General features: G+C 71.8%; 20 protein-coding genes. 8 read left to right on the top strand and 12 right to left on the bottom strand.

The window, feature by feature from the left end:
• Positions 1-23 precede the first annotated feature (23 nt).
• From treS to glgB, 3 genes are read left to right on the top strand one after another with little or no spacing between them, the layout of a single operon-like run.
• Positions 24-1,781 (top strand): maltose alpha-D-glucosyltransferase, encoded by a 1,758-nt coding sequence (gene treS, locus IH26_RS0130050; protein WP_030439625.1) that lies wholly within the window; start codon positions 24-26, stop codon positions 1,779-1,781.
• Positions 1,778-3,097 (top strand): maltokinase N-terminal cap-like domain-containing protein, encoded by a 1,320-nt coding sequence (locus IH26_RS0130045; RefSeq protein WP_030439624.1) that lies wholly within the window; start codon positions 1,778-1,780, stop codon positions 3,095-3,097. The genes treS and IH26_RS0130045 overlap by 4 nt, the downstream gene beginning before the upstream one ends.
• 57 nt (positions 3,098-3,154) lie before the next feature.
• Positions 3,155-5,260, top strand: coding sequence for a 1,4-alpha-glucan branching protein GlgB (gene glgB, locus IH26_RS0130040; RefSeq protein ID WP_030439623.1), 2,106 nt, complete (start codon positions 3,155-3,157; stop codon positions 5,258-5,260).
• A gap of 131 nt (positions 5,261-5,391) precedes the next feature.
• On the opposite strand, the gene IH26_RS0130035 is transcribed toward glgB, so the two are convergent.
• The 3 genes from IH26_RS0130035 to IH26_RS0130025 all read right to left on the bottom strand — a co-directional run bounded on the left by IH26_RS0130035 (position 5,392) and on the right by IH26_RS0130025 (position 7,782).
• Positions 5,392-6,585 carry an FAD-dependent monooxygenase gene (locus IH26_RS0130035; RefSeq protein WP_030439622.1) on the bottom strand — a complete coding sequence of 398 codons (1,194 nt, stop codon included), beginning with the start codon at positions 6,583-6,585 and terminating at the stop codon, positions 5,392-5,394.
• Positions 6,586-6,662: 77 nt separating this feature from the next.
• Positions 6,663-7,253: a DUF4240 domain-containing protein gene (locus IH26_RS0130030; RefSeq protein ID WP_084599172.1), complete on the bottom strand. Its 591-nt coding sequence runs from the start codon at positions 7,251-7,253 to the stop codon at positions 6,663-6,665.
• Positions 7,228-7,782: a GNAT family N-acetyltransferase gene (locus IH26_RS0130025; RefSeq protein ID WP_034216280.1), complete on the bottom strand. Its 555-nt coding sequence runs from the start codon at positions 7,780-7,782 to the stop codon at positions 7,228-7,230. Before IH26_RS0130025 ends, IH26_RS0130030 begins: the two co-directional genes overlap by 26 nt.
• Between IH26_RS0130025 and IH26_RS0130020 the strand changes: the two genes are divergently transcribed.
• Positions 7,775-8,629: a glycoside hydrolase family 16 protein gene (locus IH26_RS0130020; protein ID WP_157437456.1), complete on the top strand. Its 855-nt coding sequence runs from the start codon at positions 7,775-7,777 to the stop codon at positions 8,627-8,629. The genes IH26_RS0130025 and IH26_RS0130020 overlap by 8 nt on opposite strands.
• Here IH26_RS0130020 and IH26_RS0130015 read toward each other — a convergent pair.
• The gene (locus IH26_RS0130015; RefSeq protein WP_030439618.1) at positions 8,614-9,354 is read right to left on the bottom strand and encodes a nucleotidyltransferase domain-containing protein; all 741 of its coding nucleotides are present in this window, start codon (positions 9,352-9,354) and stop codon (positions 8,614-8,616) included. The two genes, IH26_RS0130020 and IH26_RS0130015, sit on opposite strands and share 16 nt — an antisense overlap.
• A gap of 102 nt (positions 9,355-9,456) precedes the next feature.
• Between IH26_RS0130015 and IH26_RS0130010 the strand changes: the two genes are divergently transcribed.
• Positions 9,457-11,169 carry a serine/threonine-protein kinase gene (locus IH26_RS0130010; RefSeq protein WP_030439617.1) on the top strand — a complete coding sequence of 571 codons (1,713 nt, stop codon included), beginning with the start codon at positions 9,457-9,459 and terminating at the stop codon, positions 11,167-11,169.
• A gap of 32 nt (positions 11,170-11,201) precedes the next feature.
• On the opposite strand, the gene IH26_RS0130005 is transcribed toward IH26_RS0130010, so the two are convergent.
• Positions 11,202-13,649 (bottom strand): Tex family protein, encoded by a 2,448-nt coding sequence (locus tag IH26_RS0130005; protein WP_030439616.1) that lies wholly within the window; start codon positions 13,647-13,649, stop codon positions 11,202-11,204.
• The gene (locus IH26_RS0130000) at positions 13,646-14,641 is read right to left on the bottom strand and encodes a helix-turn-helix transcriptional regulator (protein ID WP_063763766.1); all 996 of its coding nucleotides are present in this window, start codon (positions 14,639-14,641) and stop codon (positions 13,646-13,648) included. The genes IH26_RS0130005 and IH26_RS0130000 overlap by 4 nt, the downstream gene beginning before the upstream one ends.
• 517 nt (positions 14,642-15,158) lie before the next feature.
• On the opposite strand from IH26_RS0130000, the gene IH26_RS0129995 reads away from it, so the two are divergent.
• Complete coding sequence (locus IH26_RS0129995; protein ID WP_051808720.1) at positions 15,159-17,216, top strand: acyltransferase family protein; 2,058 nt, start codon at positions 15,159-15,161, stop codon at positions 17,214-17,216.
• Positions 17,217-17,794: 578 nt separating this feature from the next.
• Positions 17,795-18,514: a PP2C family protein-serine/threonine phosphatase gene (locus tag IH26_RS0129990; RefSeq protein WP_030439613.1), complete on the top strand. Its 720-nt coding sequence runs from the start codon at positions 17,795-17,797 to the stop codon at positions 18,512-18,514.
• A 486-nt stretch (positions 18,515-19,000) separates the two neighbouring features.
• Here IH26_RS0129990 and IH26_RS0129985 read toward each other — a convergent pair whose 3' ends face one another.
• The gene (locus IH26_RS0129985; RefSeq protein WP_030439612.1) at positions 19,001-19,351 is read right to left on the bottom strand and encodes a hypothetical protein; all 351 of its coding nucleotides are present in this window, start codon (positions 19,349-19,351) and stop codon (positions 19,001-19,003) included.
• Between the two features lie 15 nt (positions 19,352-19,366).
• Positions 19,367-19,741, bottom strand: coding sequence for an MmcQ/YjbR family DNA-binding protein (locus IH26_RS0129980; RefSeq protein ID WP_030439611.1), 375 nt, complete (start codon positions 19,739-19,741; stop codon positions 19,367-19,369).
• Between the two features lie 130 nt (positions 19,742-19,871).
• Here IH26_RS0129980 and IH26_RS54160 point away from each other — a divergent pair, with 130 nt between their 5' ends.
• On the top strand, positions 19,872-20,117 hold the full coding sequence (locus IH26_RS54160) for a PspC domain-containing protein (protein WP_030439610.1): 246 nt from the start codon (positions 19,872-19,874) through the stop codon (positions 20,115-20,117).
• Between the two features lie 82 nt (positions 20,118-20,199).
• Here IH26_RS54160 and IH26_RS0129970 read toward each other — a convergent pair whose 3' ends face one another.
• The 4 genes from IH26_RS0129970 to IH26_RS0129955 are packed head-to-tail and all read right to left on the bottom strand — an operon-like array spanning position 20,200 to position 24,722.
• Positions 20,200-21,081, bottom strand: coding sequence for a cytochrome c biogenesis CcdA family protein (locus tag IH26_RS0129970; protein WP_051808729.1), 882 nt, complete (start codon positions 21,079-21,081; stop codon positions 20,200-20,202).
• A 37-nt stretch (positions 21,082-21,118) separates the two neighbouring features.
• Entirely contained in the window at positions 21,119-21,667 is a 549-nt protein-coding gene (locus IH26_RS0129965) for a TlpA family protein disulfide reductase (protein WP_425394411.1), read from the bottom strand.
• On the bottom strand, positions 21,664-23,139 hold the full coding sequence (locus IH26_RS0129960) for an NADH-quinone oxidoreductase subunit NuoF family protein (RefSeq protein ID WP_030439607.1): 1,476 nt from the start codon (positions 23,137-23,139) through the stop codon (positions 21,664-21,666). The genes IH26_RS0129965 and IH26_RS0129960 overlap by 4 nt, the downstream gene beginning before the upstream one ends.
• The gene (locus IH26_RS0129955; RefSeq protein WP_084599171.1) at positions 23,136-24,722 is read right to left on the bottom strand and encodes a ferric reductase-like transmembrane domain-containing protein; all 1,587 of its coding nucleotides are present in this window, start codon (positions 24,720-24,722) and stop codon (positions 23,136-23,138) included. Before IH26_RS0129955 ends, IH26_RS0129960 begins: the two co-directional genes overlap by 4 nt.
• Between the last annotated feature and the right edge of the window lie 391 nt (positions 24,723-25,113).

Below are 25,113 nucleotides of genomic sequence, written 5' to 3'. Positions count from 1 at the left end.
CGGGTGGGTAGGTGGGGAACGCGATGGACCTGATCGAAGAGCACGACCCGGCCGAGGGCAGCCACGTCGAGGACGGTGTGGTCGAGCACCCGACCGCCGAGGACTTCGGCCACGCGCGGGTGCTGCCCGCCGATGCCACCTGGTTCCAGCGGGCCGTCTTCTACGAGGTCCTCGTCCGGGCCTTCTACGACTCGTCCTCGGACGGCTCGGGCGACCTGCGCGGCCTGATCGAGCGGCTCGACTACCTGCAGTGGCTCGGCGTCGACTGCCTCTGGCTGCCGCCGTTCTACCAGTCGCCGCTGCGCGACGGCGGCTACGACATCAGCGACTTCTACCGGGTGCTGCCCGAGTTCGGCACGGTCGACGACTTCGTGGCGCTGCTCGACGCGGCGCACAAGCGCGGCATCCGGGTGATCACCGACCTGGTCATGAACCACACCAGTGACCAGCACGCGTGGTTCCAGGAGTCGCGCCGTGACCCGGACGGGCCGTACGGCGATTTCTATGTGTGGAGCGACACCAGCGAGAAGTACCAGGACGCGCGGGTGATCTTCGTGGACACCGAGGAGTCCAACTGGACCTTCGACCCGGTGCGCCGGCAGTTCTTCTGGCACCGGTTCTTCTCCCACCAGCCCGACCTCAACTACGACAACCCGGCCGTGCAGGAGGCAATGCTCGACGTCCTGCGGTTCTGGCTGGACCTGGGCATCGACGGCTTCCGGCTGGACGCGGTCCCGTACCTGTACGAGCGGGAGGGCACGAACGGGGAGAACCTGCCGGAGACGCACGCGTTCCTCAAGCACTGCCGCAAGGTGATCGACGACGAGTTCCCGGGCCGGGTGCTGCTCGCCGAGGCGAACCAGTGGCCGGCCGACGTGGTCGAGTACTTCGGCGACCCGAAGACCGGCGGCGACGAGTGCCACATGGCGTTCCACTTCCCGCTGATGCCGCGGATCTTCATGGCGGTGCGTCGTGAGTCCCGCTTCCCGATCTCCGAGATCATGGCGCAGACCCCGGCCATCCCGGACAACTGCCAGTGGGGCATCTTCCTGCGCAACCACGACGAGCTCACGCTCGAGATGGTCACCGACGAAGAGCGCGACTACATGTACTCGGAGTACGCCAAGGACCCGCGGATGAAGGCGAACGTCGGCATCCGCCGCCGGCTCGCCCCGCTGCTGGAGAACGACCGCAACCAGATCGAGCTGTTCACCGCGATGCTGCTGTCGCTGCCCGGCTCGCCGGTCCTGTACTACGGCGACGAGATCGGGATGGGCGACAACATCTGGCTCGGCGACCGCGACGGCGTGCGTACGCCGATGCAGTGGACGCCGGACCGCAACGCCGGCTTCTCCACCGCCAATCCCGGCCGCCTCTACCTGCCGGCCAACCAGGACCCGGTCTACGGCTACCAGGCGGTCAACGTGGAGGCCCAGCGGGACAGCTCGACGTCGCTGCTGAACTGGACGCGTACCATGCTCGCCGTGCGACGCCGCCACGACGCGTTCGCCGTCGGCACGTTCCGCGAGCTCGGCGGGTCGAACCCGTCCGTGCTGGCCTACCTGCGCGAGAACGGCGACGACGTGGTGCTGTGCGTGAACAACCTGTCGCGCTTCCCGCAACCGATCGAGCTCAACCTGCAGCACTGGAACGGGTACACGCCGGTCGAGCTGACCGGGCACGTGAACTTCCCGCGGGTCGGCCAGCTGCCCTATCTGCTGACCCTGCCCGGGCACGGCTTCTACTGGTTCCAGCTGTGCAGGTCGGAGGAGAAGCAATGACGTTGCCCTTCGCCGAGTGGCTGCCGCAGCAACGCTGGTACGCCGGCAAGGCCCGCACGCTGTCGTCCGTGAAGGAGGCGTCGTCGACCCGCCTCGGCGACAACGTGGACCTCGTGCTGATCGACGTCGAGTACACCGACGGCAGCTCCGAGCGCTACCAGGTGATCGTCGCCTGGGACCACGGGCCGATCGCCGAGTTCAGCGGGGTCGCCACGATCGGCACGACCGAGCACGGCACCGGCTACGACGCGCTCTACGACCAGGGCGCCGCCCGGTACCTGCTGTCCCTGGTCGAGGCCGGCGGGACCTGCGGCGACGTGGTGTTCGAGCCGGAGCCGGGGGCGCGGTTCCCGGGCGAGGACGCGTACCCCCGGGTCTTCGACGCCGAGCAGAGCAACACCAGCGTGATCTTCGGGCAGGAGGCGATCCTCAAGGTCTTCCGCCGGGTCGCCACCGGGATCAACCCGGATGTCGAGCTGAATCGGGTGCTCGGCCGGCGCGGCAACCCGCACGTGGCGAAGCTGCTGGGCTCGTTCGAGACCACCGAGGGCGGGGTGCCCGCGCCGCTGGGCATGGTGACCGCGTACGCCGCGAACTCGGCCGAGGGCTGGGCGATGGCCACCGCGTCGGCCCGGGACCTGTTCGCCGACGCGGAGATGGGCGCCGACGAGGTGGGCGGCGACTTCCAGGGCGAGTCGTACCGGCTCGGCGAGGCGGTCGCCTCGGTGCACGCCGACCTGGCCGCGGCGCTGGGCTCGGGCCCGGCGCCGTTCCCGCTGGACGCGGTGCTGGCCCGGCTGCGGCAGAACGCGAACGCGGTCAGCGAGATCCAGCAGTACGTGCCGGCCATCGAGCAGCAGTTCCGCTCCCTGGACGGGGAGACGGTCACGGTCCAGCGGGTGCACGGCGACCTGCACCTGGGGCAGGTGCTGCGCACGCCCGAGGCGTGGCTGCTGATCGACTTCGAGGGCGAGCCGGGGGTGCCGCTCGAGGAGCGCCGGCTGCCCGATTCACCCCTGCGTGATGTGGCCGGGGTGCTGCGCAGCTACGAGTATGCGGCGTACCAGTTGCTGGTCGACTCGGACGACGACGAGCATCTGGCGGCGCGGGCCCGCGAGTGGGTCGACCGGAACCGGGCGGCGTTCTGCGACGGGTACGAGCACGCGTCCGGCACCGACCCGCGGTCGCACGCGGCGTTGCTGGCCGCGTACGAATTGGACAAGGCGGTCTACGAGGCCGCGTACGAAGCCCGGCACCGGCCAGGTTGGCTGCGGATCCCGCTGCGGTCGATCCATCGGCTGGTCGCCAAGAACTAAGGAGCCATTCTCGTGATCGGCCACCCCGCCTCCCCGCTCGCCGCCGACCAGCGCGCCATGAACGGCGTGGTGGCCGGCGACACGCACGACCCGCACGCGATCCTGGGCGCCCACCCCTCGGGCGATGTCACGGTCATCCGCACGCTGCGCAAGGGCGCCGAGAAGGTGGCCGTGCTGGCCGGCGACGAGCGGACCGAGATGGTCAAGGTGCACGACGCCGGCGTGTTCGCGGCCGAGCTGCCCGGCACGGTCACCGACTACCGGCTCGACGTGGACGGGACGACGGTCGACGACCCGTACCGGCACCTGCCCACGCTCGGCGAGCTCGACCTGCACCTGATCGGCGAGGGCCGGCACGAGAAGCTGTGGCGGGTGCTGGGCGCGCAGCCCCGCGGCACCGGCGTGGGCTTCGCGGTGTGGGCGCCGAGCGCGCGGGGCGTGCAGGTGGTCGGCGACTTCATCGGCTGGGGGCCGTACGACGGGTGGCCGATGCGGTCGCTGGGCTCGAGCGGCGTCTGGGAGCTGTACATTCCGGACGCACACGTCGGCTCCAAGTACAAGTTCAAGATCCTCGGGCGGGACGGGGTGTGGCGCGAGCACGCCGACCCCCTCGCTCAGCACACCGAGGTCCCGCCGGCGACGGCTTCGGTCGTCTACGCATCGTCGTACGAATGGGACGATGCGGACTGGATGCGGTCGCGCGCGTCGAAGGCGTGGCACCAGGAGCCGATGAGCATCTACGAGGTCCACCTCGGATCGTGGAAGCCCGGCCTGACATATACCGAATTGGCCGACGAACTCACGAAATATCTGGTCGAAACGGGCTTCACCCACGTCGAGCTGATGCCGGTCATGGAGCACCCGTTCGGCGGCTCGTGGGGCTACCAGGTGACCGGATATTTCGCGCCGACCTCCCGTTTCGGCAATCCCGACGAATTCCGGCACCTGGTCGACAAACTGCACCAAGCGGGCATCGGGGTGATCCTCGACTGGGTGCCGGCCCACTTCCCCAAGGACGAGTGGGCCCTGGCCCGCTTCGACGGCACCCCGCTCTACGAGCACGGCGACTGGCGGCGCGGCGAGCACCCCGACTGGGGCACGTACGTCTTCGACTTCGGCCGCAAGGAGGTCCGCAACTTCCTGGTCGCCAACGCGGTCTACTGGTGCGAGGAGTTCCACGCCGACGGCCTGCGGGTCGACGCGGTCGCCTCGATGCTCTACCTGGACTACTCCCGCAAGGACGGCGAGTGGACCCCGAACCAGTACGGCGGCCGGGAAAATCTGGACGCGATCAGCTTCCTGCAGGAGATGAACGCGACCGTCTACAAGAACAACCCCGGCGTGATCACGATCGCCGAGGAGTCCACCGCGTGGCCCGGCGTCACCCGCCCCACCCACCTGGGCGGCCTCGGCTTCGGCTTCAAATGGAACATGGGCTGGATGAACGACACCTTGACCTACATGACCAAGGAGCCGATCCACCGGCAGTGGCACCACCACCAGATGACCTTCGCGACGGTCTACGCGTGGAGCGAGAACTACATCCTGCCGATCAGCCACGACGAGGTCGTGCACGGCAAGGGCTCTCTGGCCGGCAAGATGCCCGGCGACGAGTGGCAGAAACTGGCCAACACCCGCGCGCTGCTCGGCTTCATGTGGGCGTTCACCGGCAAGCAGCTGCTGTTCATGGGCAGCGAGCTGGCCGACATGCGGGAGTGGAGCGAGGAGCGCGGGCTCGACTGGGGACTGCTGGAGAATCCGTCGTACGGCGGCGTCCAGGCCCTGGTGAAAGACCTGAACCGGGTGTACCGCGACACCCCGGCGATCTGGACGCAGGACACCTCCCCGTCCGGCTTCCGCTGGATCACCAGCGAGGACTCGCAGCACAACACGTTCTCGTTCGTCCGCTTCGCCCCCAACGGCGACACGATGGCGTGCATCGTCAACTTCGCCGCCATCCCGTTCGAGGGCTACCGCATCGGCCTCCCGAAAACCGGCCGCTGGGCCGAGGTCATCAACACCGACTCCGAGCTGTACGGCGGCTCCGGCGTCGGCAACCTCGGCGAGGTCACGACCGACGACCTCCCCTGGCACGGCTTCGACGCCTCGGTCTCCTTGCGCGTCCCCCCGCTGGGCGCGGTCTGGCTCCGCCACCAGCCATAAAGATCAAGATCCCATACCGTACGGGGAGGACGAGTCCCCGGCGGACACCGGGCCGCGAGCCGCATCACCAGCTCCGACCCCGGCCGCCGGGCGGGCCCGGCCCAAGCTCGACCGCGGCTCGACGTAGTGGCCTAGGACCTGACCGGCGAGGAGTCCGGCACGCCCGCGTAGCCGGGCAGCTCGACGCCGTTGATCGCGCGGTCGATCAGGTCCATGGGCCACTCCTCCGGGCCGGGCCCGGCGTCCGGGCCCGGGCCGTCCAGGCTGCGCACGTGCAACCGGCCGATCTCCTGGTTGGCCTCGACGAACGGGCGCATCCGCCGCTCGTAGCCGGCGAACCCGGCCGCCGGGTCCCACCCGGCGGCGGCCAGCTCCCCGGCCAGGAGGTAGGCGCCGACCAGGGCCAGCCCGGTGCCCTGCCCGGAATACGGCGAGGAGCTGAACGCCGCGTCCCCGATCAGCCCGACCCGTCCGCTCGACCAGCGGTCCATCACCACCTGGGCGGCCTGGTCCAGGTAGAAATCCGGGGTGTCGTCCAGGTGCGCGAGGATGCGCGGGGTCAGCCAGCCCATGCCGGTCATCCGCTCGCGCAGCACGCGCTTCTGCGCCGCGACGTCGCGGTGGTCGACGTCGAGATCGGGCGCGCGGAAGGAGAACATCGCGATCGCCCGGGTGGCGTCCTGGATGGGCCGCAGGCCGGCCGAGCGCCCGGCCCCGGGCTCCTGGTAGTCCAGAAGCCAGCGGTCCAGCCCGAACTCGTTGGGCACCGTGTAGTAGGACAGCATCCGCCCGAGATGGCGGACGAACCGCTCGCGCGGGCCGAAGACCATCGCGCGCAGCGCCGAGTGCAGCCCGTCCGCCCCGATCGCCAGGTCGAAGCGCCGCCGGTCGCCGCCCTCGAAGACCACGTCGACCCCGTCCGCGTCCTGGGTGAGCTCGGCGATCCGGTCGCCGAAGAGGTACTCGACGCCGTCGCGGGTGTCGTCGTACAGCACCCGGGAGAGGTCGCCGCGCAGGATCTCGATCTCCGCGATGTACCCGTCACCGCCGTCGTCGTCCGCGCGGAAGGTCTCCAGCACGTTCCCGTCCACGTCCACGGTGTACGCGCCCGCGGTCGCGGTCCGGGCCGCGCGGACCGCCGCGTCCAGCCCCATCCGCCGGATGACCTCCCGGGCCACCCCGCGCGCGTCCACCGCCTGCCCGCCGGGCCGCAGCTCGGGCGCCCGTTCCACCACGGTCACCTCGGCACCCCGCCGGCGCAGCCAGTGGGCCAGCGCCGGCCCCGCGATGCTCGCCCCCGCCACCAGAACCTTCGCGCTGCTCATCGCGCCCCCTCCTGTCGTCGCACAGGTAGACAGCCTAGGAGCGGAGAACTCATCGGCCGGGCGACGAAAACATCGGGTCAGAAGATCTTCGTGAGGCGCGGGTAGCGGCGCTCCATCTCCTCGTCGTCCTCGAAGTCCCAGGAGGCGTCCGTGGGCTGCGGGGCGAGCCGGAAGTCGTGCCCGCGCTCCAGCAGCACCCGCTCGAGGTCGCCGTCGGTGGCCTCCTCGTACGCGTCCTCGGCCACGTCGTCGAGGCTCTCCCAGCCGGGCCACTCGGCCTCGTCCCAGTCCTCGCTGTCCCGGCCGGCCAGCTCCCTTACGGCCGGGACGTCGGCCAGCGCGTCCGGGTCGGCGGCCACCGCCTCGTACACGTCCCGGCCCTGCCCGATCAGCCAGGCCTGGAAGTACCAGAAGCCGTCCTCGTCGCAGACCCCGCCGCAGACCAGCCACGCCGCGCCCCACAGCCGGTGGTTGTCCACGCGATCTCGCAACGCGTCCACGTGCAACTGGAAGTCGACGATGTCGTCCGGCTCGTAGGCCGCCAACTCGTCGGTCAGCCGGTCGGTCCGCTCCTCCGGGTCGGCCGATTCCCGCCCGCTGCGCTCGATCAGCGCCCAGAACTCTTCGAGATCCACCCCGGCACTACACCACATCAAGGTGATCGTCATTCAACCATTCGGTAGCCAGCAGACCGTAGATCAGGTCGTCGGTCCACTCGCCCTTGATGAAGGTCTGCTGCCGCAGCCGGCCCTCCCGGGTGAAGCCGAGCCGCTCCATCAGCGCCGCCGAGGGCGCGTTCCGGGCGTCGCACTCGCCGGTCACCTTGTGCAGGCCCTGCAGCCGGAAGAGCCGGTCGAGGACGGCGTGCACGGCCTCGGTGGCGTACCCCTGCCCCTGGAAGGCGCGGGCCAGGGTGAAGCCGATCTCGGCCTGCAGCAGGTTGTCATGCAAATGTACGGCTACGTCCCCGATGAGTGCTTTGTCGGCGATACGCTCGATCGCGTACTGGAACCAGCCGGGCTTGTCCGGGTCGGCGGCCATGAAGCCGGCCACCGCCGTCTCGGCCCGCAGCAGCGGGAACGGCGCGTCCCACGACTGGTAGTGGGCCACCTCGGGGTCCGACCGGTACTCCGCCAGCACCGGCGCGTCGGTGACCCGGAAGCGACGAAGCAGGAGCCGATCCGTGGTGATGAGCATCCGCCGAGGATACGGGCGCGCCGGGTGGGCCGCCGTGGCCACCGCCCTGCTGCTGGCCGCCTGCGGCGACGGCACGAGCACGCCGGACTGGGCCGCCACCGGGAGCGTGTCGCCGGCCCCGGCCACCTCGTCCGCCGCCGCCGCCGTGCGCGGCGGCTGCAAGAAGCCCGCCGCGCCGAAGGGCTGGGGGCCGCTGGCGTTCGCCGACGACTTCACCGGCACCCGGCTGGACACCGGCAGGTGGTCGGTCTACGACAGCCCGGCCGGCAAGCCGCCGCGGGACGCCTCCCGGGTCACCGTCGGCGGCGGCGAGCTGCGGATCAGCGGCGGCAAGGGCGCGGACGGCCGGGACGTCTCGGGCGGGCTCTCCAACGACGTCAACCTCATGTACGCGCACGTCGACGTCTGCTTCCGGGTGGACCGGGGCGCCGGCTACTCGGCGATCGCGCTGCTCTGGCCGCAGAGCGAGAAGTGGCCGGACGACGGCGAGATCGACATCGCCGAGGTGAACCGGGGCGCCCGCGCCTACGCGAACAGCTTCGTGCACAACCACGCGAACAACGACCGGCTGGGCCACTCGACCATCGCCGACTTCACCGCCTGGCACGTGATGAGCGTGGACTGGACGCCCGACCACGTGACGTTCTACCTGGACGGCTCGAAGCAGTGGACGGTCGGGCTCGACGACCGGACCGCCGGGCTGGTGCCGACCACCTCGGCGATGCACCTGGCGATCCAGCTCGACCAGGGCTGCGACGCGTTCGTGGAGTGCCGCACCGCCGCCACCCCGGCCCGGGTCGCCATGCACGTCGACTGGGTCCGCGGCTACTCCTACGCCGGCGACTGAAGCAGCCGGTCCAGCTGCTCCCGCATGATCCGGCGGACCAGCACGGCCCGGGCCCGGATCTCCGGCTCGGACAGCTCCACCCGCTCCCCCGCCCGCCGCCGCCGGATCTCGGCGGCCAGCTCCTCGGGGACACCGAGCGCGGGCAGCCGGTCGATCGCCTCCCGCTTGGTGATCAGCCGGCCCTCGGCGATCGTCACGTCCGCCCGGGACACGGTGGTGAGACCGAGATCCACATGCAGGTCGGTACGCCACACCCGGGACCGCCGCACCGCGCCGGTCCAGTACCCGCGCAGCTCGACCCGGGCCGCCTCGGAGAGCGCCTCCCCGGAGACGGCCGGCACCAGGTCACCGGGCGGCGGCCCGTACACGGTGACGCCGAACTGGTGCAGCTCGGCGCGAGAGATGCCGCTGAGCGTACGGTGGAACATCCGCTCGTGGGCCCAGTTCACGTGCTTGACCGAGAGGTCGGCGATCTCGGTCACCGGCACGTACGCGCAGTGCAGCCTGGCCGCCCCGATCGTCCGGTGCACCTTCCGCAGCCGCTCCCGGCGGGGCCGGCCGAGCGGCGCGCCGAGCACCGCGACCAGGTCGAGGTCGCTGATCCCGGGCCGGTAGTCGCCCGAGCCGATCGACCCGCCGGCATAGAAGGCGGTCACCCCGGCCACCTCGCGGACCGCGGCGGCGAAGTGCGGCACGACGGGCGCGACCGAGAGGCGTTGGTCCATGCCCCTCAGCATGACGCTATTCGGCCACAACCCGCGGGGAGGGTCTACGCCCGCGCCCGCGGCGGCAGATAGAGTGACGGCGCCATATTCGGGGGGACTTTCATGCTTGGGGACCGTACGGAGCCGCTGCGCCCGCACGATCCGCGCGCCTTGGGCGAGTACGAGATCGTCGGCCGCCTCGGCGAGGGCGGCATGGGCACCGTCTACCTGGCGCGGACGGCCGGCGGGGTGCTGGTCGCCGTCAAGGTGGTCCGCGCCGACCTGGCCCCCGACGACGAGTTCCGCCGCCGGTTCCGCAGCGAGGTGGCCCGCGCCCGGCAGGTGCCCCCGTTCTGCACGGCCGAGGTGCTCGACGCCGACCCCGACCACGACCGGCCGTACCTGGTGGTCGAGTACGTGGACGGCCCCACCCTGGCGCACGTGGTCGAGGAGCGCGGCCCGCTGACGGCGGCCAACCTGCACAGCGTGGCGATCGGGGTGGCCACCGCGCTGACCGCGATCCACGGCGCCGGGGTGATCCACCGCGACCTCAAGCCGCGCAACGTGCTGCTCGCCCCGGGCAGCCCCAAGGTGATCGACTTCGGGATCGCCCGGGCGATGGAGGCGGCGACCAACGGCAACACCGGCGACGGGCAGATGGTCGGCACGGTGGCGTACATGGCGCCGGAGCGGTTCGGCGACGCCGACGCACCGCTGACCCCGGCGGCGGACGTCTTCGCGTGGGGCAGCGTCGTGGCGTACGCGGGAATGGGCCGCACCCCCTTCGCGGCCGACTCGCCACCGGCCACCGCCGCCCGGATCCTCACCCAGCCGCCGGAGCTCACCGGCCTGACCGGGCAGCTGCGTGACCTGGTCGCGCACGCGCTGGAGAAGGACCCGGCCAACCGGCCGAGCGCCCGCGAGCTGCTCGACCTGCTGGTCTCCGGCCCCACCCAGCCGGCCGCCACCTCGGCGGCGCTGGCCGGCCAGCCCGACCTGCGCGCGGCGGCGGCCGAGGCGCAGGCGGTCACCGGGGTGGCCGGCGACGGCCGGACCCTGGTCGGCTACGACGAGAACACGATCGTGACGGTGCCGATCTCCGAGATGCCGGTGCCGCCGGCCGGCCCGCCCCCGCCCGAGCCGGCCCGCCGCTGGTTCCTGCCGGTCGCGATCGCGGCGCTGATCCTGGCCGTCGCCGCCGGCGCGCTGATGGTGGTGGTGGGCCGGATGGGCAACCGCGCCGACGCGGTCGGGCCGCAACCCAGCGCGAGCGCGGAGACCCTGATCATCCAGGACCAGCTGAGCCATCCCCGCTACTGGCAGCCGGCCACGCTGGCGACGGAGAAGGCGGACTGCTTGTTCCGGGACGGCGCGCTGGTCGCGGAGCGGGCGAAGGCGGGCCTGTACCGCTGCTCCGGGCCGGACGACGTGGTGCCGGCCAATTTCCGGGCCGAGGTGGGCGTGCGGCTGCTGACCCCGGACAGCTGCGGGGGCATCTGGTTCCGGTTCGCGCCGTGGAAGGGCTACCTGGTCCGGGTGTGCGCCGACAAGATCTCGGTGGGCACGCACAAGTCGCAGGGGGTGACCACGATCCGGTCGTTCCCGCTCGACCGGCCGCTGCTGGTGGGCGGCGACCCGGTCCGGATCGGGCTGCGGGCCGTCGGCGGCGAGCTGGAGCTCAGCCAGGACGGGGTGTCGCTGGGCGTCGTGCCGCTGACCGACCCGGAGATCACCGGCGGGCACGTGGCGCTGGGCATCTACACCGACGGTGGAGCGCCGACGGCCGTTCCCTACGAGGTGGCCTTCTCCGACGTACGCATCTGGGGTCTGCCCTGAGGCCGGACGTTCCCGCCCGGCCTCAGTGACGCTCAGTCCTTGATCAGACCGGCCCGGCGCAGCGCCGCGGCCATCTCGTCGTTCATCGGGGCGCCGCCGCCTCCGCCCTGACGCTGGCCGCCTTTTTGCTGGCCCTTTTGCTGGCCGCGCTGGCCGCCGCCTTGCCGCTGCTGGCCACCACCGCCGCCACCTTGCCGTTGCTGGCCACCACCGCCGCCACCTTGCCGTTGCTGGCCGCCGCCCTGACGCTGCTGGCCACCACCGCCCTGCCGTTGCTGGCCCGGCCGGCCGTCCTCGCGCGGCTTGCGCTGGGCCGGCTCGTCCTGCAGCCGCATCGTGAGCGAGATGCGCTTTCTGGCCTCATCCACCTCGACAACGCGAACTTTCACGACATCGCCCGATTTGACGACGTCCCGGGGATCTTTCACGAAAGTGTTGGACAGGGCGGAGACATGGACCAGACCATCCTGGTGTACGCCGATGTCGACGAACGCGCCGAACGCGGCCACATTGGTGACCACGCCCTCGAGGACCATCCCCGGCTTGAGGTCGGCGATCTTCTCGACGCCCTCGGCGAACGTCGCCGTGTGGAACTCCGGCCGCGGGTCCCGCCCCGGCTTGTCCAGTTCGCGCAGGATGTCGGTGACGGTCGGCAGGCCGACGGCGTCGGTCACGAACTGCTCGGGGCGCAGCGCCCGCAGCAGCGGCGAGTTCCCGATCAGCGTCTTGATGTCCGCGCCGGCCGTCGACAGGATCGTCCGGACCACCGGGTACGACTCCGGGTGCACCGCGGACGCGTCGAGCGGGTCGTCGCCGTCCGGGATGCGCAGGAAGCCGGCGCACTGCTCGAACGCCTTCGGGCCGAGCCGGGCCACCTTCTTGATGTCGTTGCGGGTCCGGAACGGCCCGTTCGCGTCCCGGTGCAGCACGATGTTCTCGGCCAGGCCGGCGCCGATCCCGGAGACCCGGGTGAGCAGCGGCGCCGAGGCGGTGTTCACGTCCACGCCGACCGCGTTCACACAGTCCTCCACGACCGCGTCGAGCGACTTGGAGAGCTTCGACTCGGACAGGTCGTGCTGGTACTGGCCGACGCCGATCGAGCGCGGGTCGATCTTCACGAGCTCGGCCAGGGGGTCCTGCAGGCGGCGGGCGATGGAGACCGCGCCGCGCAGCGACACGTCCATGCCGGGCAGTTCCTGGGCCGCGTACGCCGAGGCGCTGTAGACCGACGCGCCCGCCTCGGACACCATCACCTTGGTCAGCTTCGCCTCGGGGTGCCGCTTGATCAGGTCGCCGGCCAGCTTGTCGGTCTCCCGCGAGGCGGTGCCGTTGCCGATCGCGATCAGGTCCACGTGGTGCTTGCTCGCCAGCGCGGCGAGCCGGTGGATCGACTCGTCCCACTTGTTCTGCGGCACGTGCGGGTAGATCACGTCGGTGGCGACCACCTTGCCGGTGGAGTCGACCACGGCGACCTTCACGCCCGTACGGAATCCCGGGTCCAGCCCCATCGTGGCCCGGGTGCCGGCCGGCGCGGCCAGCAGCAGGTCCCGCAGGTTCGCCGCGAAGACCCGGACCGCCTCGTCCTCGGCCGCCTGCCAGAGCCGCACCCGTAGGTCGGCGCCGAGGTGGATGAGCACCCGGGTGCGCCACGTCCAGCGGACCGTGTCGAGCAGCCAGCGGTCGCCGGGCCGCCCCTGGTCCGAGATGTTGTTGCGGCCGGCGATGCGCGCCTCGAAGTAGCCCTCGTCCTCCTCCGGGTGCGGTTCCATGGTGAGGTCGAGGACGTCCTCCTTCTCGCCGCGGAACATCGCCAGGATGCGGTGCGAGGGCAATTTGGCGTACGGCTCGGCGAAGTCGAAGTAGTCCGCGAACTTGGCACCCTCGGTCTGCTTGCCGTCGCGCACCTTGGCGAGCAGGCGGCCGCGGGTCCACATCTGCTCGCGCAGGTCGCCGATCAGGTCGGCGTCCTCGGCGAACCGCTCGATCAGGATGGCCCGGGCGCCGTCGAGCGCCGCTGCCTCGTCCGCGACGCCCTTGTCGGCGTCGATGAACGCTGTTGCGGTCGCCTTGGGGTCCAGGGCCGGGTCGCCGAGCAGCTGGTCGGCGAGCGGCTCGAGGCCGGCCTCGCGGGCGATCTGCGCCCGGGTCCGCCGCTTCGGCTTGTACGGCAGGTAGATGTCCTCGAGCCGGGCCTTCGAGTCGGCGGCCAGGATCGCCTGCTCGAGCGCGTCGTCGAGCTTGCCCTGCGAGCGGATCGACTCCAGCACCGCGGCCCGCCGCTCCTCGAGCTCCCGCAGGTAGCCGAGGCGCTCCTCGAGCGTGCGCAGCTGCGTGTCGTCGAGCTGGCCGGTGACCTCCTTGCGGTACCGCGCGATGAACGGCACCGTGGCCCCGCCGTCGAGCAGATCGACCGCCGCGGTGACCTGCCCCTCCCGAACCCCGAGCTCCGAGGCAATACGCTGATGGATCGCTGTCGTCACGCCGACGATTGTGACCGAGCCGCTCGGCGGTTGTCGCGCCACCCCGCTTGATGATCACCGGAACGGCGTCCGGAGAGCGCCCAGAGGGCCGCCTCGGTCCGCGAGGAGGCGCCCGTTTTGCGCAGCAGATTGGACACGTGAACGGTCACGGTTCGCACGGAAATGCCCAGCGCGGTGGCGATCTGCTTGTTCGCCATCCCCTCGGCGAGCAGCCCGAGGACTTCACGCTCCCGGGCCGTCAGATCGGGCCGCGGCTGTTCGAGGATGGCTTCCCCCTCGACGGCCAGCAGCTCGCTCAGCCGGTACGGGTTGCCGTCGGTGCGCCGCCACACGGCCTCGGCCACGTCCGGCGAGGCGGCGGCCGACCCGTACACCTGCCGGAGAATTTCCCCCACCTCGGCCGGCAGCAGCCCGCTCAGATGGCGCCGGACGGCCCCCGGTCGTCCGCCGAGGCGCGCGAGGGTGCGCTCGGCGAGTTGCGGCGACACCGCGGCCGTGGCCGGCTGACTGGTCACGAGCAGCAGCGCGGGCAGGTCGGTGGCGGCCAACTCGGCGACCAGGTTCAGGCTGGCCGGGTCAAGAGCATGAAGATCCTCGACCACGAGTACGGCCGGAGCCCCGCCGACAAGCGCGCGAACGGTCGCCACGGCGATCCGCAACAATGCGTCCGGCGTGTACCGCTCCCGGGGGACATCCGGATCCTGTTTCAGCCAGGCGAGCGCGTCGGGCGGCACGTCGAACCCGGTCGTGTCCCGCCCCGCGAGCACCGCGGCCAGCCAGTCGTAAGGAGCCGGCGAGTGCACCCGAGCCGCGCCGGCGAGCACCGTCGCGTCTCCCGTGTCCCGCAGAACGGCCCCCACCAGAGCACTTTTCCCAGTTCCGGCCGTACCGGTGACCACCGCGGTGATCGGCTTGCCGCCGGCGTGCACACGGGCCCAGGCCCGCCGGAGCTCCTCCACCGCGGGCGCCCGCCCCACCATCGGCATAGCCATCGTTGACACAGTAGTGCCCACCCGCCACCGCCTGCGCGGCCCAGTCGCGCACCATCCCACCCGGGCCTGCGCCACGTCCGCCCCGTCCCCACGTCGCCGCGCTCCACCCCCACGTCGCCGCCCTCCACCCCACGTCGCCGCCCTCCACCCCCACGTCGCCGCGCTCCATCCTCACGTTGCCGCCCTCCACCCCCGGGCGTCCCCGCGCTCCCTGCGTGCCGCGCTCCGCCATAACACCCGCCGACCTCCACGCCTCCGTAGCCCGAATCCCTCGCGCCCGAGCTAATCGCCCCCACACCGGGCTCACGCCCGACCCTTCGGCCCAACCCCTCGTGCCCGAGCTAATCGCCCCCAAGAGCCCCAGGCGCTCGCCCCCAGCCACCCCTGGCGCCCGAGCCAGACGCCCCAATCCGCACACCCGCGCCGCCGCCTCCGCCGAACTTTGCCGCTGCGCCATGTGGGGTGGCATCGGGCGCGAGGCAGTGACCGGAGATCGCTCGCCCGCGTTACCCACGTCGTGACGCTGAGCCGGACGATGCCGCCGCGGTCCGCCGCCCCGCCCCGGCCGGCCGACGACGCGCCCACCCGCGGATTCCGGTCCGACATCCAAGGCCTGCGCGCGGTCGCGGTCCTGCTGGTGGTGGCCGCGCACGCCGGCCTCCCCGGGCTGGCCGGCGGCTATGTCGGCGTCGACGTCTTCTTCGTCATCTCCGGTTTCCTGATCACCGGCCTTCTGCTGGGCGAAAGTTCGGCCACCCGGAAAATTTCGATTTCGCGATTCTTCGCCCGTCGAGCAATTCGTCTGCTGCCACTTTCCACTCTGGTGGCCGCGCTGACCCTGGCCGCCGCCTGGCGGTGGCTCCCACCCGCCCGGACGGCCGATCTCGGAGCCGACGCCCTGGCCGCCGCGTCCTATTCGATCAACATCCGGCTGGCCCAGGTGGCCACCGACTACTTCGCCACCACCGACCCGTCCCCGTTCCAGCACTATTGGTCGCTGGCGGTCGAGGAACAGTTCTACCTGATCTGGCCCCTGCTCCTTCTCGGAGCACTTCGGATCGGTGGCCGCCGAGCCTTCACCGTGGCCGTTTCTGTTCTTTGTTGTGCGTCTTTCGTCTACAGCATCGTTTCGACCACCCAGAGCGCACCCTGGGCCTATTTCGGATCGCCCAGCCGAGCCTGGGAGCTCTGCATCGGCGCCCTGATCGCGATCGGCTCATCCCGGTGGCGATTTGGCACTTCCGGATCGATGCTGGTCAGCTGGATCGGTCTGGCGGCCGTCCTCGCGGCCGCCGTGCTCTACGACGATCGGACCCCGTTCCCCGGATTCGCCGCCCTGGTGCCCGCCCTCGGCGCCGCCGCCGTGATCGCCGGCGGTCGCACTCGATACCTTCGGCCATTTCCGCTCATCGGCGAACTCTCCTACGGCTGGTACCTCTGGCACTGGCCGCTATTGGTTCTGATCCCGGCGCTGATCGGCCATCAGCTCGAGATCGCCCTCCGAGTGGCCCTCTGCGCCGCGGCCCTGGCGATCGCATTTGTCACCTATCGCCTCGTGGAGAACCCGATCCGCCACCGCCGCGCGCTGATCCGCCGCCCGGCCCGGGGCCTGCTGCTCGGCCTGAGCCTGTCCGCGCTTACCGCCGCACTGGCGGTGGCCGCCGTCCACCACCCGCGATCGCTCACCGTCGGCGCGGCGGCCGTCGACACCAGCGACGCCGTCCAGGCCGCTCCCGCCGCCCTCGCCCGGCTCATCGCGGCCGGCGAGAGCACCGAGCTGATCCCGGCGAACCTCCGCCCCGCCCTGAACGACGCCGCCGGCGACCAGTCCCGCCCGCAGCGCGACGGCTGCCACCTGACCCTGGTCAGCGGCGTCCGCCCCGGCGAGTGCGTCTACGGCCCGCCCCGCGCCGCTCGGACCGTCGTCCTGCTCGGCGACTCGCACGCGCTGCAGTGGTTCCCCGCCCTCGATGTGATCGCCTCGGACGCCGGCTGGCGGCTCGTGTCGTTCACCCGCAGCTCGTGCAGCCCGGCCCCGGTCGCCGTCCGCAACAGCAAGCTGAAGCGGCGCTACACCGAGTGCGACGCCTGGCAGCAATGGGTCGCCCGGCGCGTCGATCAGTTGCGACCGGATCTGGTCGTGGTCACCTCCAGCACCAACTACCTCGGCATGCTCGCCGATCACCCGGCCGATCCGCTGGCCGAGTGGAGCGCCGCCTGGGACGGCCTCTTCGGCCGGCTGCGCGCCGACGCTCGGCACGTCGTCGTGCTCACCGACACCCCGACGCTCACCGGCGACCCGGTCGACTGCATCGCCCGGCACAGCACCGCCATCCGCGACTGCGCCGAACCGGCCGCCACCGTGCTCCGCGACCAGGACGCCCGCCAAGCGATCCGGAACGCCGCGAACCGAGCGGGCGTACGCGTGATCGATCCGACCCCGTGGCTGTGCTCGCGCCGCTGCCCGCTGGTCGTCGGCGACCTGCTGGTCTACCGCGACACCAACCACCTGACCGCCGCCTACGCCGAATCGCTCGCCCCGCTGCTGAGCAGCGCCCTCCCCCGCCTCCCCTGACCCACGCGACCGCCCCTCGCGCGAACAGCCGGAAAGCGCTTGCCCCCCACACGCGGAGGCCCTGCCGCGAGACCGCCATCGCGCGAGCCGGCCACCCCACACGAGCCGGGCACCACACGAGCCGCGCACCCCACACGAGCCGGCCACCCCACACGAGCCGGCCACCCCACACGAGCCGGCCACCCCACACGAGCCGGCCACCCCACGCGGGCCGCGCACGCCACGTGAGCCGCGCAGGCGAGCCGGGTGGGCCACGCGAGTCGGTCACCCCAGGAACGCGGTCGCGCGGGACGGCCGGAAAGCGCTTGCCCGGCGCGCGGAAGCCTGGAGCGAGGCCGCCATCACTCGGGGGGCAGGAAAACGGAACGCGGTCGCGCGAGACGGCCGGGAAACATCATCCTCGCGCGGGCGGGCAGGAAAGGCCTGACCACACCCCTCCGGGTGACCCCGCGACGCCCCGGCACCCGGGTGCGCCGCTGCCCGGAATCCACCGTTCCACCAGCGGCAACGTCATGCTCGGCACACACTACGTAGGAGGTACTAGAGACATCTCCCCTGGCCTTTGGCAGTCTTGTCACATGACGCTTGTCGTTCGGGCGGTCGCCGCCACCGATCAGGGCCTCGTGCGGTCCAACAACGAAGACGCGGTTTTCGTGGGAAACCGCCTCCTCGTGGTCGCGGACGGCATGGGCGGCCTGCCCGCCGGCGAGCTGGCCAGCGAGATCCTGGTGCGCGCGCTGGGCGTGGTCGACGAGATGCCGGACACCGGCGAGCCCCTGCAGGACCTGCTCGCCGCGCTGCAAACCGCCAACGAGCGGATCGAGGCGGCGATCGCCGACGACGACGCCCGCGACGGCATGGGCACCACGGTGACCGCCATCCTGCTCTCCGGCGACCGGGTGGCCGCGCTCAACGTGGGCGACTCCCGCTGCTACCTCGTCCGCGACGGCGGCCTCACCCAGATCACCAAGGACGACACGTACGTGCAGGCCCTGGTCGACCAGGGCGTGCTCACCGCCGACGACGCCCGCCGCCACCCGCAGCGCGCCCTCGTGACCCAGGCCGTGCAGGGCGGCCCGTTCCGCCCGAACGGCCGGATGTATCCGGTGGTCGCCGGCGACCGGTTCCTGCTGTGCAGCGACGGCCTCTCCGACTACGTCGAGGACAGCGTCATCCTGCAGACCCTGTTGTCGAACGCCGACCGCAAGGCCGCCGCCGCCGAACTGGTCCACCGCACCCTGGAGAACGGCGCCCCCGACAACGTCACCGTCATCGTCGCCGACATCACCGAGGGCTGACCGCGGGCGCGCCCGTGATCACGGCGAGCCCGGCGCGAGACGGGCCGAGAGGGCCGCGCCAGGCGAGCCCCACCGGCACCGGGCGCAACCCAGCGCGGCGCAAGGCAGCGGGGCGCCACGCGACACGACGAGCCGGGCACAAGCCAGCAGGGCGCCACGCGACACGACGGGCCGGGCCGGGCACAACACGACGCGGCGGGTCGGGCCGGGTGGGGCACAACGCGACGCGACGCGACGGGCCGGGACGCGCAACGCAACGCGACGGGCCGTGCCGGGACGCAATGCAACGCAACGCGACGGGCCGGGACGCAACACGACGGTCGGGCCGGGCCGTAACGCGGCGCACCGGGACGAGGCGCGGGGCGTAACGCGGGCGACGGACCGGGGGGACCCAGCGGGGGCAACGAAGCGGAGCGCACCGTGGCGGAGCGCACCGTGGCGGAGCGTAACGCGGCCAGGCTCGACGCAGCGTGACGGGACCGGCTGCTAAGGAGCGCTCCAGCCCGCCTTCTTGCACGCCGCACTGAGGTTCTCGGCGGCCTTCTTCCACCCCGCCCCGCCGGCGGCCGCCGCGTTCCCCATCTCGGCCGCCCGCTGCTGGACCTCCTTGTCGTCGGTCTTCCCCGACGACTTGGTCACCTTGTCGGCCAGCGCCAGCCGGTCCGGCTTGGTCGACGCCTTCGGATAGCCCGCCGCGAAGTCGTCGCACGCCTGCCGGCCCGCCGCGTCGAGCCCGGTGTGCTGGTCCTTCTTGCGCGAGTTGGCCACGCACAGCGCGAGAATGATCAGCGCCGCGACCGCGACGACGGTGACCAGGCGTTTGGACGGCTTCTTCACACCCGCAGTTGTACCTTACTGTCCACCGTCGAGCTTCTCGATCAACCCCTTCGGCGCGACCGCCCGATACGCGTCCGTGCACACCTCGGCGATCTCCGACCAGTCCGGATCGCGGTCGAGCCGCACCCCCAGCCAGCCGCGATGCCCCACATAGGGCGGCCGGAAGAAGCGCTCCGGATCGGCCGCGATCAGCTCCTGCTGCACGCCCGGCCCGGCCGCGCACCACATCTGCGGGAACCCGGCGTCGTGATGCCCGCCGGCCATCAGATGCACGAACCCGCGTTTCCCCCGCACGAAGTACGCCGGCGACCCGTGACTGTCCCGCTCGACCACCTCGGGCAGCCCGAGACAGATCCCCCGCACCCGTTGCTCGGTCGCCGAAGTGTCCATGACCGAACCCTACCGATCGGTGAAACCGAGGGTCGGGATCTCAGGGCTCGCTCAGGGCACTTCCCGATGCCGGAACCGCTCACCAACGGCCACTCTTGAGTTACCCACCAGCGAGAAAGCGAGAACGACGATGAACTCGGTGCACGACTCGATGAGCCGCCAGGGCCTGGTCCGGCCGCGGGAGGGCCGCATGATCGGGGGCGTCTGCGCCGGCCTGGCGCGGCGCTTCGGGCTCGACCCGTGGCTCACCCGGCTGCTGTTCGTCCTGATCCTGCTGGCCATCCCGGGCAGCCAGATCCTGGTCTACCCGATCCTGTGGATCCTGATGCCGTCCGAGCAGCCCGCCTACGCCACCGGCTACCCGCCCGCCGTCTGATCGCAACCGATCGCACCGGGCAGGCCGATCGCCACCGGCCGCCCGGACGATCCGATCGGAAATGAGCGGAAAAGCCCCTGCGTCACCGCCCAGCACGGAGCGGCGACGCAGGTGAGCCTGCCGCCGGCGCGGCTCGATCCCCAGTCGGGCCCGCCGGCGGCAGCGCCATCGGACGACGGGCAAACCTCAACCCCAAAGACCCCAGCGTGAGTACGCCGAGCAGCACCACGAACGGCCCCGCGCCGATCGACGACACCACCCCGGCGAGCCACTCCTGCACCGCCCCGGCCGCCGCCACCACCGGATCGTGCCCGGCGTACCGCAGGTCCCGGGCGAGCCGCAGCTCGTACCACCCGTAGTAGGCCACGTAGCCGCCGCTGACCAGCAGGATGGCCCCGCCGAGCCGGGGCACCAGCCCGAGGAAGCGGCGAGCCCGGGTCACCAGCGAGGCGCGCAGCAGGGCCACCGCCACCGCGGTCGCCCCGACCACCAGCCCCATCCCGGCCGCGTAGGCGAGGTAGAGCAGCAGGCCGTTTCCGATCGAACCCGCTCGCAGGCTGGAGACGACCAGGGCGAGGAAGGGGCCGGCCGCACAGCCGAGCGAAGCGATCGCGTAGACCACGCCGAACACCACCATCGACCACGCCGATCCGGTGAGCCGCGGCGCCCGCACGCCCGGGAACGCCGGAAGCGCGCCGCCCAGCGCCAGCCACCCGCCGAGCCCGGCCAGGGCGAGGCCGAAGGCCACGGTGACCCAGGGCAGGCGCGGCTGGATCGCGTCGGCGACCGGGGTGAGCGCGAGCCCGAACGCGCCGAACACCAGCACGTAGCCGAACGTGAGCGCCACCGTGCAGCGCAGCGCGCGCAGTACCGCACGGCCGGGCGACGAGCGATCGGAAGCGATCAGAACCGACAGGTAGGCCGGCAGCAGCGCGAACCCGCACGGGTTGACGGCGCCCAGCATGCCGGCCGTCAGCGCGAGCAGCGGGCCGGCGTCCACCTCACGCCACCAGGGACTTGACCTCGGCGGTCAGCTGCAGATCGTCGAGATAGCCGGTCTTCACGACCTGACCGGTGCGGTCGAGGAACACGTACGTGCTCTGCTGGGTGATCTTGAATTTCTTCCAGATCGCGCCGGCCTGATCGTCGAGGTGCGGGACGTTGCCGACGTTGAGGTCGGAGACGAACTGGTGCATCGCCTTGTTGGTGCCCAGCCCGGCGATGCCGAGGATGCTCAGCCGGCCCTGGTACTCGTCGGCCAGGTCGGTGATGCTCTGTGCCTCGCTCGCGCAGGTGGCGCACCACGGCGCCCAGAACCAGAGGATGGTCGGCTTGCCGGCCATCTTGCCCGCGTCGAAGGAGGCGCCGTCGAGCGTCTTGCCGGTGAAGCGCAACGTGGCCGGGATCGCTGCGGGCGCGGCCGCCGAGGCCACCGCTCCCGCCGGGATGTCGGCCGGCGTGATCGGGGTGGAGGGCGTGGTGACCACGGGGGCCGCGCAGCCCGCCAGCAGCGCGGCCGCCCCGATGATGGCCAGAATCCGGCGCATCAGTGCGTCGCCTTCGCGTCGTCCAGCCGCAGCGCGAGGGCCGGGCAAACGTTTACCGCCTTGCGGGCGCCCATCTCCAGCCACGGCGGCAGCGGCGTCTGCGGGAAGGCCGGGAAGCCGTTGGCGTCCAGCCGGATGATCTCCGGCGCGACGGCCGAGCAGAGGCCGTGCCCGTCGCAGCGGGACCAGTCGAGAGCGAGTTTGCGCGCTCCGGTCTCCGCCGTGTACGGCAGCGGCAGGATGCCACGCACCGACTTGCCGCAGCCCTCGCCGTTGGTGTGCGCGTCGACGTCCTTGGCGAACACCTCGAGCGCGGAAAGCGCGAACCGGGCGGTGCCGTCCGGGTGGCTGCACGCGCCGCGGCCCTTGACCACGCCGGCCGCCTGCCGCACGTTCTCCACCGCGTTGCCGCCCAGCGACACCAGGGTGACCGCGCGGGCCAGGTCCGGCAGACCGAGGCGGCACGGGCCGCACTGGCCGGCCGACTCGCCGGCCAGGTACTGCACGACCTGGGAGACCTCGCCGAGCGGGCAGGTGTTCGAGCCGATCGGCAGGAGCATGCCGGCGCCGAGCGTGCCGCCGACCTTCGCGAAACCCTTGCGGGAGATGGTGACCGTCCTCGCCGCCTCGGCGGTGATCCACTTGCCGTGGTAGCCGCCGACCAGCAGGCCGGGGCCAATGTCGGCGCCGCACATGGCCAGCACGTCCATCAGCGGGGTGCCGGACGGCGCCTCGACGACCGCCGGGTTGGTCGCCGACCCGCCGACGGTCAGCATGACCGTGCCCGGCTCCTCGGGGATGCCGACCGCGTTGTACTCCCACGGTCCGAGCCGGGCCGCGATCGCCAGCTGGGAGAACGTCTCGGCGTTGGAGAGCAGGGTGGGCAGGCCCATCACGCCGTTGTCGCTGGAGCGCACCTTGCGGCCGGGCGGGATGTGCGCCTCGCCGTTGATGCCGCGGACCAGCGCGCCGCCCTCGCCGGAGATGAACCGGTGCGGGACGGTGACGATCCGGGTCGGGCAGGGCATCCGCCGCTCGGCCAGGGCCGCGGTGATCGAGCTCTGGCCGATGCCGTCGTCGGCGATGCCGATCACGATCTCCTCGGCGTCCAGGGCGGCGGCGGCCAGCGCCGCGCCGTCCAGGATCAGGTGCGGCGCCCGGGTGAGGACCGCCTTGTCCTTCCAGGACGGCGGCTCGCCCTCGGTGCCGTTCACCACGATCACCGGGGGCAGGTCCTGCCGGCGGCAGGAGTCGAGCACCGCACGGACCTTGCGGGCGAACGGGAATCCCGCGCCGCCGCGGCCGCGCAACTCGATCCGGTCGGCAAGGCCGATCAGTTCGCCGGACGAGAGCGCGGCGAACCCGCCGTGGACCTCCTGGTGGGCCAGGAGGTCCAGGCGGCCGTACTCGTCCATCCCCGCGGTGATCCGCGGAACGCCGATCGCGGTGACCGGCGGAACCTGAGCAGTGCTCAATTCGCTTCCCCTCGCAGCTGCGACCAGTACCGGTCGTCAGTCACGTCGTCGTCCGCCCGGCCACGGCCACCGCGGCGAGCCCCCCGGCCCACCTGACCACGCCCGGGATCCTGCTGCTCCCGCATCGCCCGGCGGCTGGCCATGTCGACCAGCGTCGGGAGTTCGTCATCGTCGTCCGCGAGGTCGACGAATCCGGTGCGGCTGTGCCGTCCCGAGTCGGCGCGGTCGACATCAGCGCCCCGGTCGCGCCGGGCCCGGGGCGCCTCCTCCGCCTCCTCGCCGAAGCGCGGCTCGTAGCGGGCGGAGCGCCGGTCGTCCTCGTACCGGCCGGCGCCGCGCTGGCGGGGCACCTCGTCGTAGCCGGGCTCGGCCCGGCGGCGCCCGCGCGGGGCGTCGTCATACGTCGGCATCGGCATCGGCTCCGGGGCGGCCCGGCGGCGGGACCGCGGGGCCGGCTCGTCGAAGTCGCCGGCCTCGATCCGGCGCAGCCGGCCGCTGGTGTCGTCCATCTCGACGCGGCGCATCCGGGTCGAGGTGTCGTCCATCTCGACGCGACGCATCCGGGTCGAGGTGTCGTCCATCTCGACGCGACGCATCCCGGTGAACGTGTCGTCCATCTCGGCGCGGCGCCACGCGCCGGTGTCCTCGAAGTCGGCACGGCGCATCCGGGTGGACGTGTCCTCGCCGGCGTACCGGCGGCCGCGCGGGGCCGGCTCGTCGTACTCGATCTCGTCCTCGATGGCGGCCCGGCGCTGCCGCGGCGGCGGCCCGGCCGGGGCGACCAGCTCGGCCCGTTCGCTCACCGGCGGTGGCGGCGCGGCGGCCGGCTGGAAGCTGTCGACGACGGCGACCGGCCCCAGGGTCTGCGGCTCGGGCTCGGGCTCGCGGCGGCGCGGCTTCTTCATCACCGGGGACGCGGTGGGCACCATGTTCCCGACCGGCTTGAGCGCGGCGCCCGCCGACGAGGAGAAGTCCTTGTTCCGGTTCATGCTGACCGACAGGCGGACCGCGAGGCCGATCAGCACGGCGAGGATGCACACGATGTAGCTGACGATGACCCAGGTCTTCGCGGCGCGGCCGGCGGCCAGGCCGTGCACCAGGGCGATCGGCCACATCAGGTACGAGATCGCGTGGATGCTGCGCCACATCCAGGGCTTGCCGCGCCCGATGAACCGGGAGCGGGCGATGCCGGTCCACATCACCAGCACCATGATCCAGCCGGAGATGGTGCCGAAGCCGACGTAGAGCCGGTTCCCCTGGTTGAGGAAGGGGATGAAGATGTCGATCACGCTGATGTGCGACTCGGCGATCTTCGTCCAGACGTGGAGGGCGAGGGAGGTCACCGCGATCAGGCCGGTGGTGCGATGGGCCGATTGCAGCAGCACCCGTTGCCGGATCGACAGCACCAGCCGGTCGGTGGCGACGAGTCCGATCATGATGGTTATGGAGAGCGCCACCAGGGCGAGCACGCCCATGTAGAACTCGGAATACATGTAGAAGTACACATAGCCGACACGACCGGGGGCGGTCATCATCGCGACCGCCCAGACGGCGGCGAGCACGCAGACGACCAGGATCAGCACGGCGCCCCTCGGCGCCGGTTTGGTACCGGTAGCACCGACGTCGACAGCAACACGATTGGCGGATCGCTGGTTGTTACCTGTCCGGGCCATTGACTCCTCGTTCTCCGCAGCGGGTCACGTCCCGGTGGGCGCCGGAACGACGGCATCCGTGGGGGATGCCCCGTGCTTCACGTCCTGCGGGCCGGGCGCCGGTCTCCCGGTCCTTGCCCTCCCCGACATACGTGTAGCGCCCGGCTTCGGATGAACGTCACGGGGCGAAAATGTCGGCCAGTTTCCACCGGGCTCCGGCGGAACCCCGCTGAGCTGGGCGGATGCCGGCGGACGATCGGCAACTAAACAAAAAATAAGGTCCGCCGTAGAGTGACCCGGCGCACCGGATGAACCTTTCACC

The organism is Actinoplanes subtropicus, from assembly GCF_000721705.1.
In the GTDB taxonomy this organism is placed as follows: Bacteria; Actinomycetota; Actinomycetes; order Mycobacteriales; family Micromonosporaceae; genus Actinoplanes; species Actinoplanes subtropicus.
This window is presented reverse-complemented; position numbering and strand designations above follow the sequence as displayed.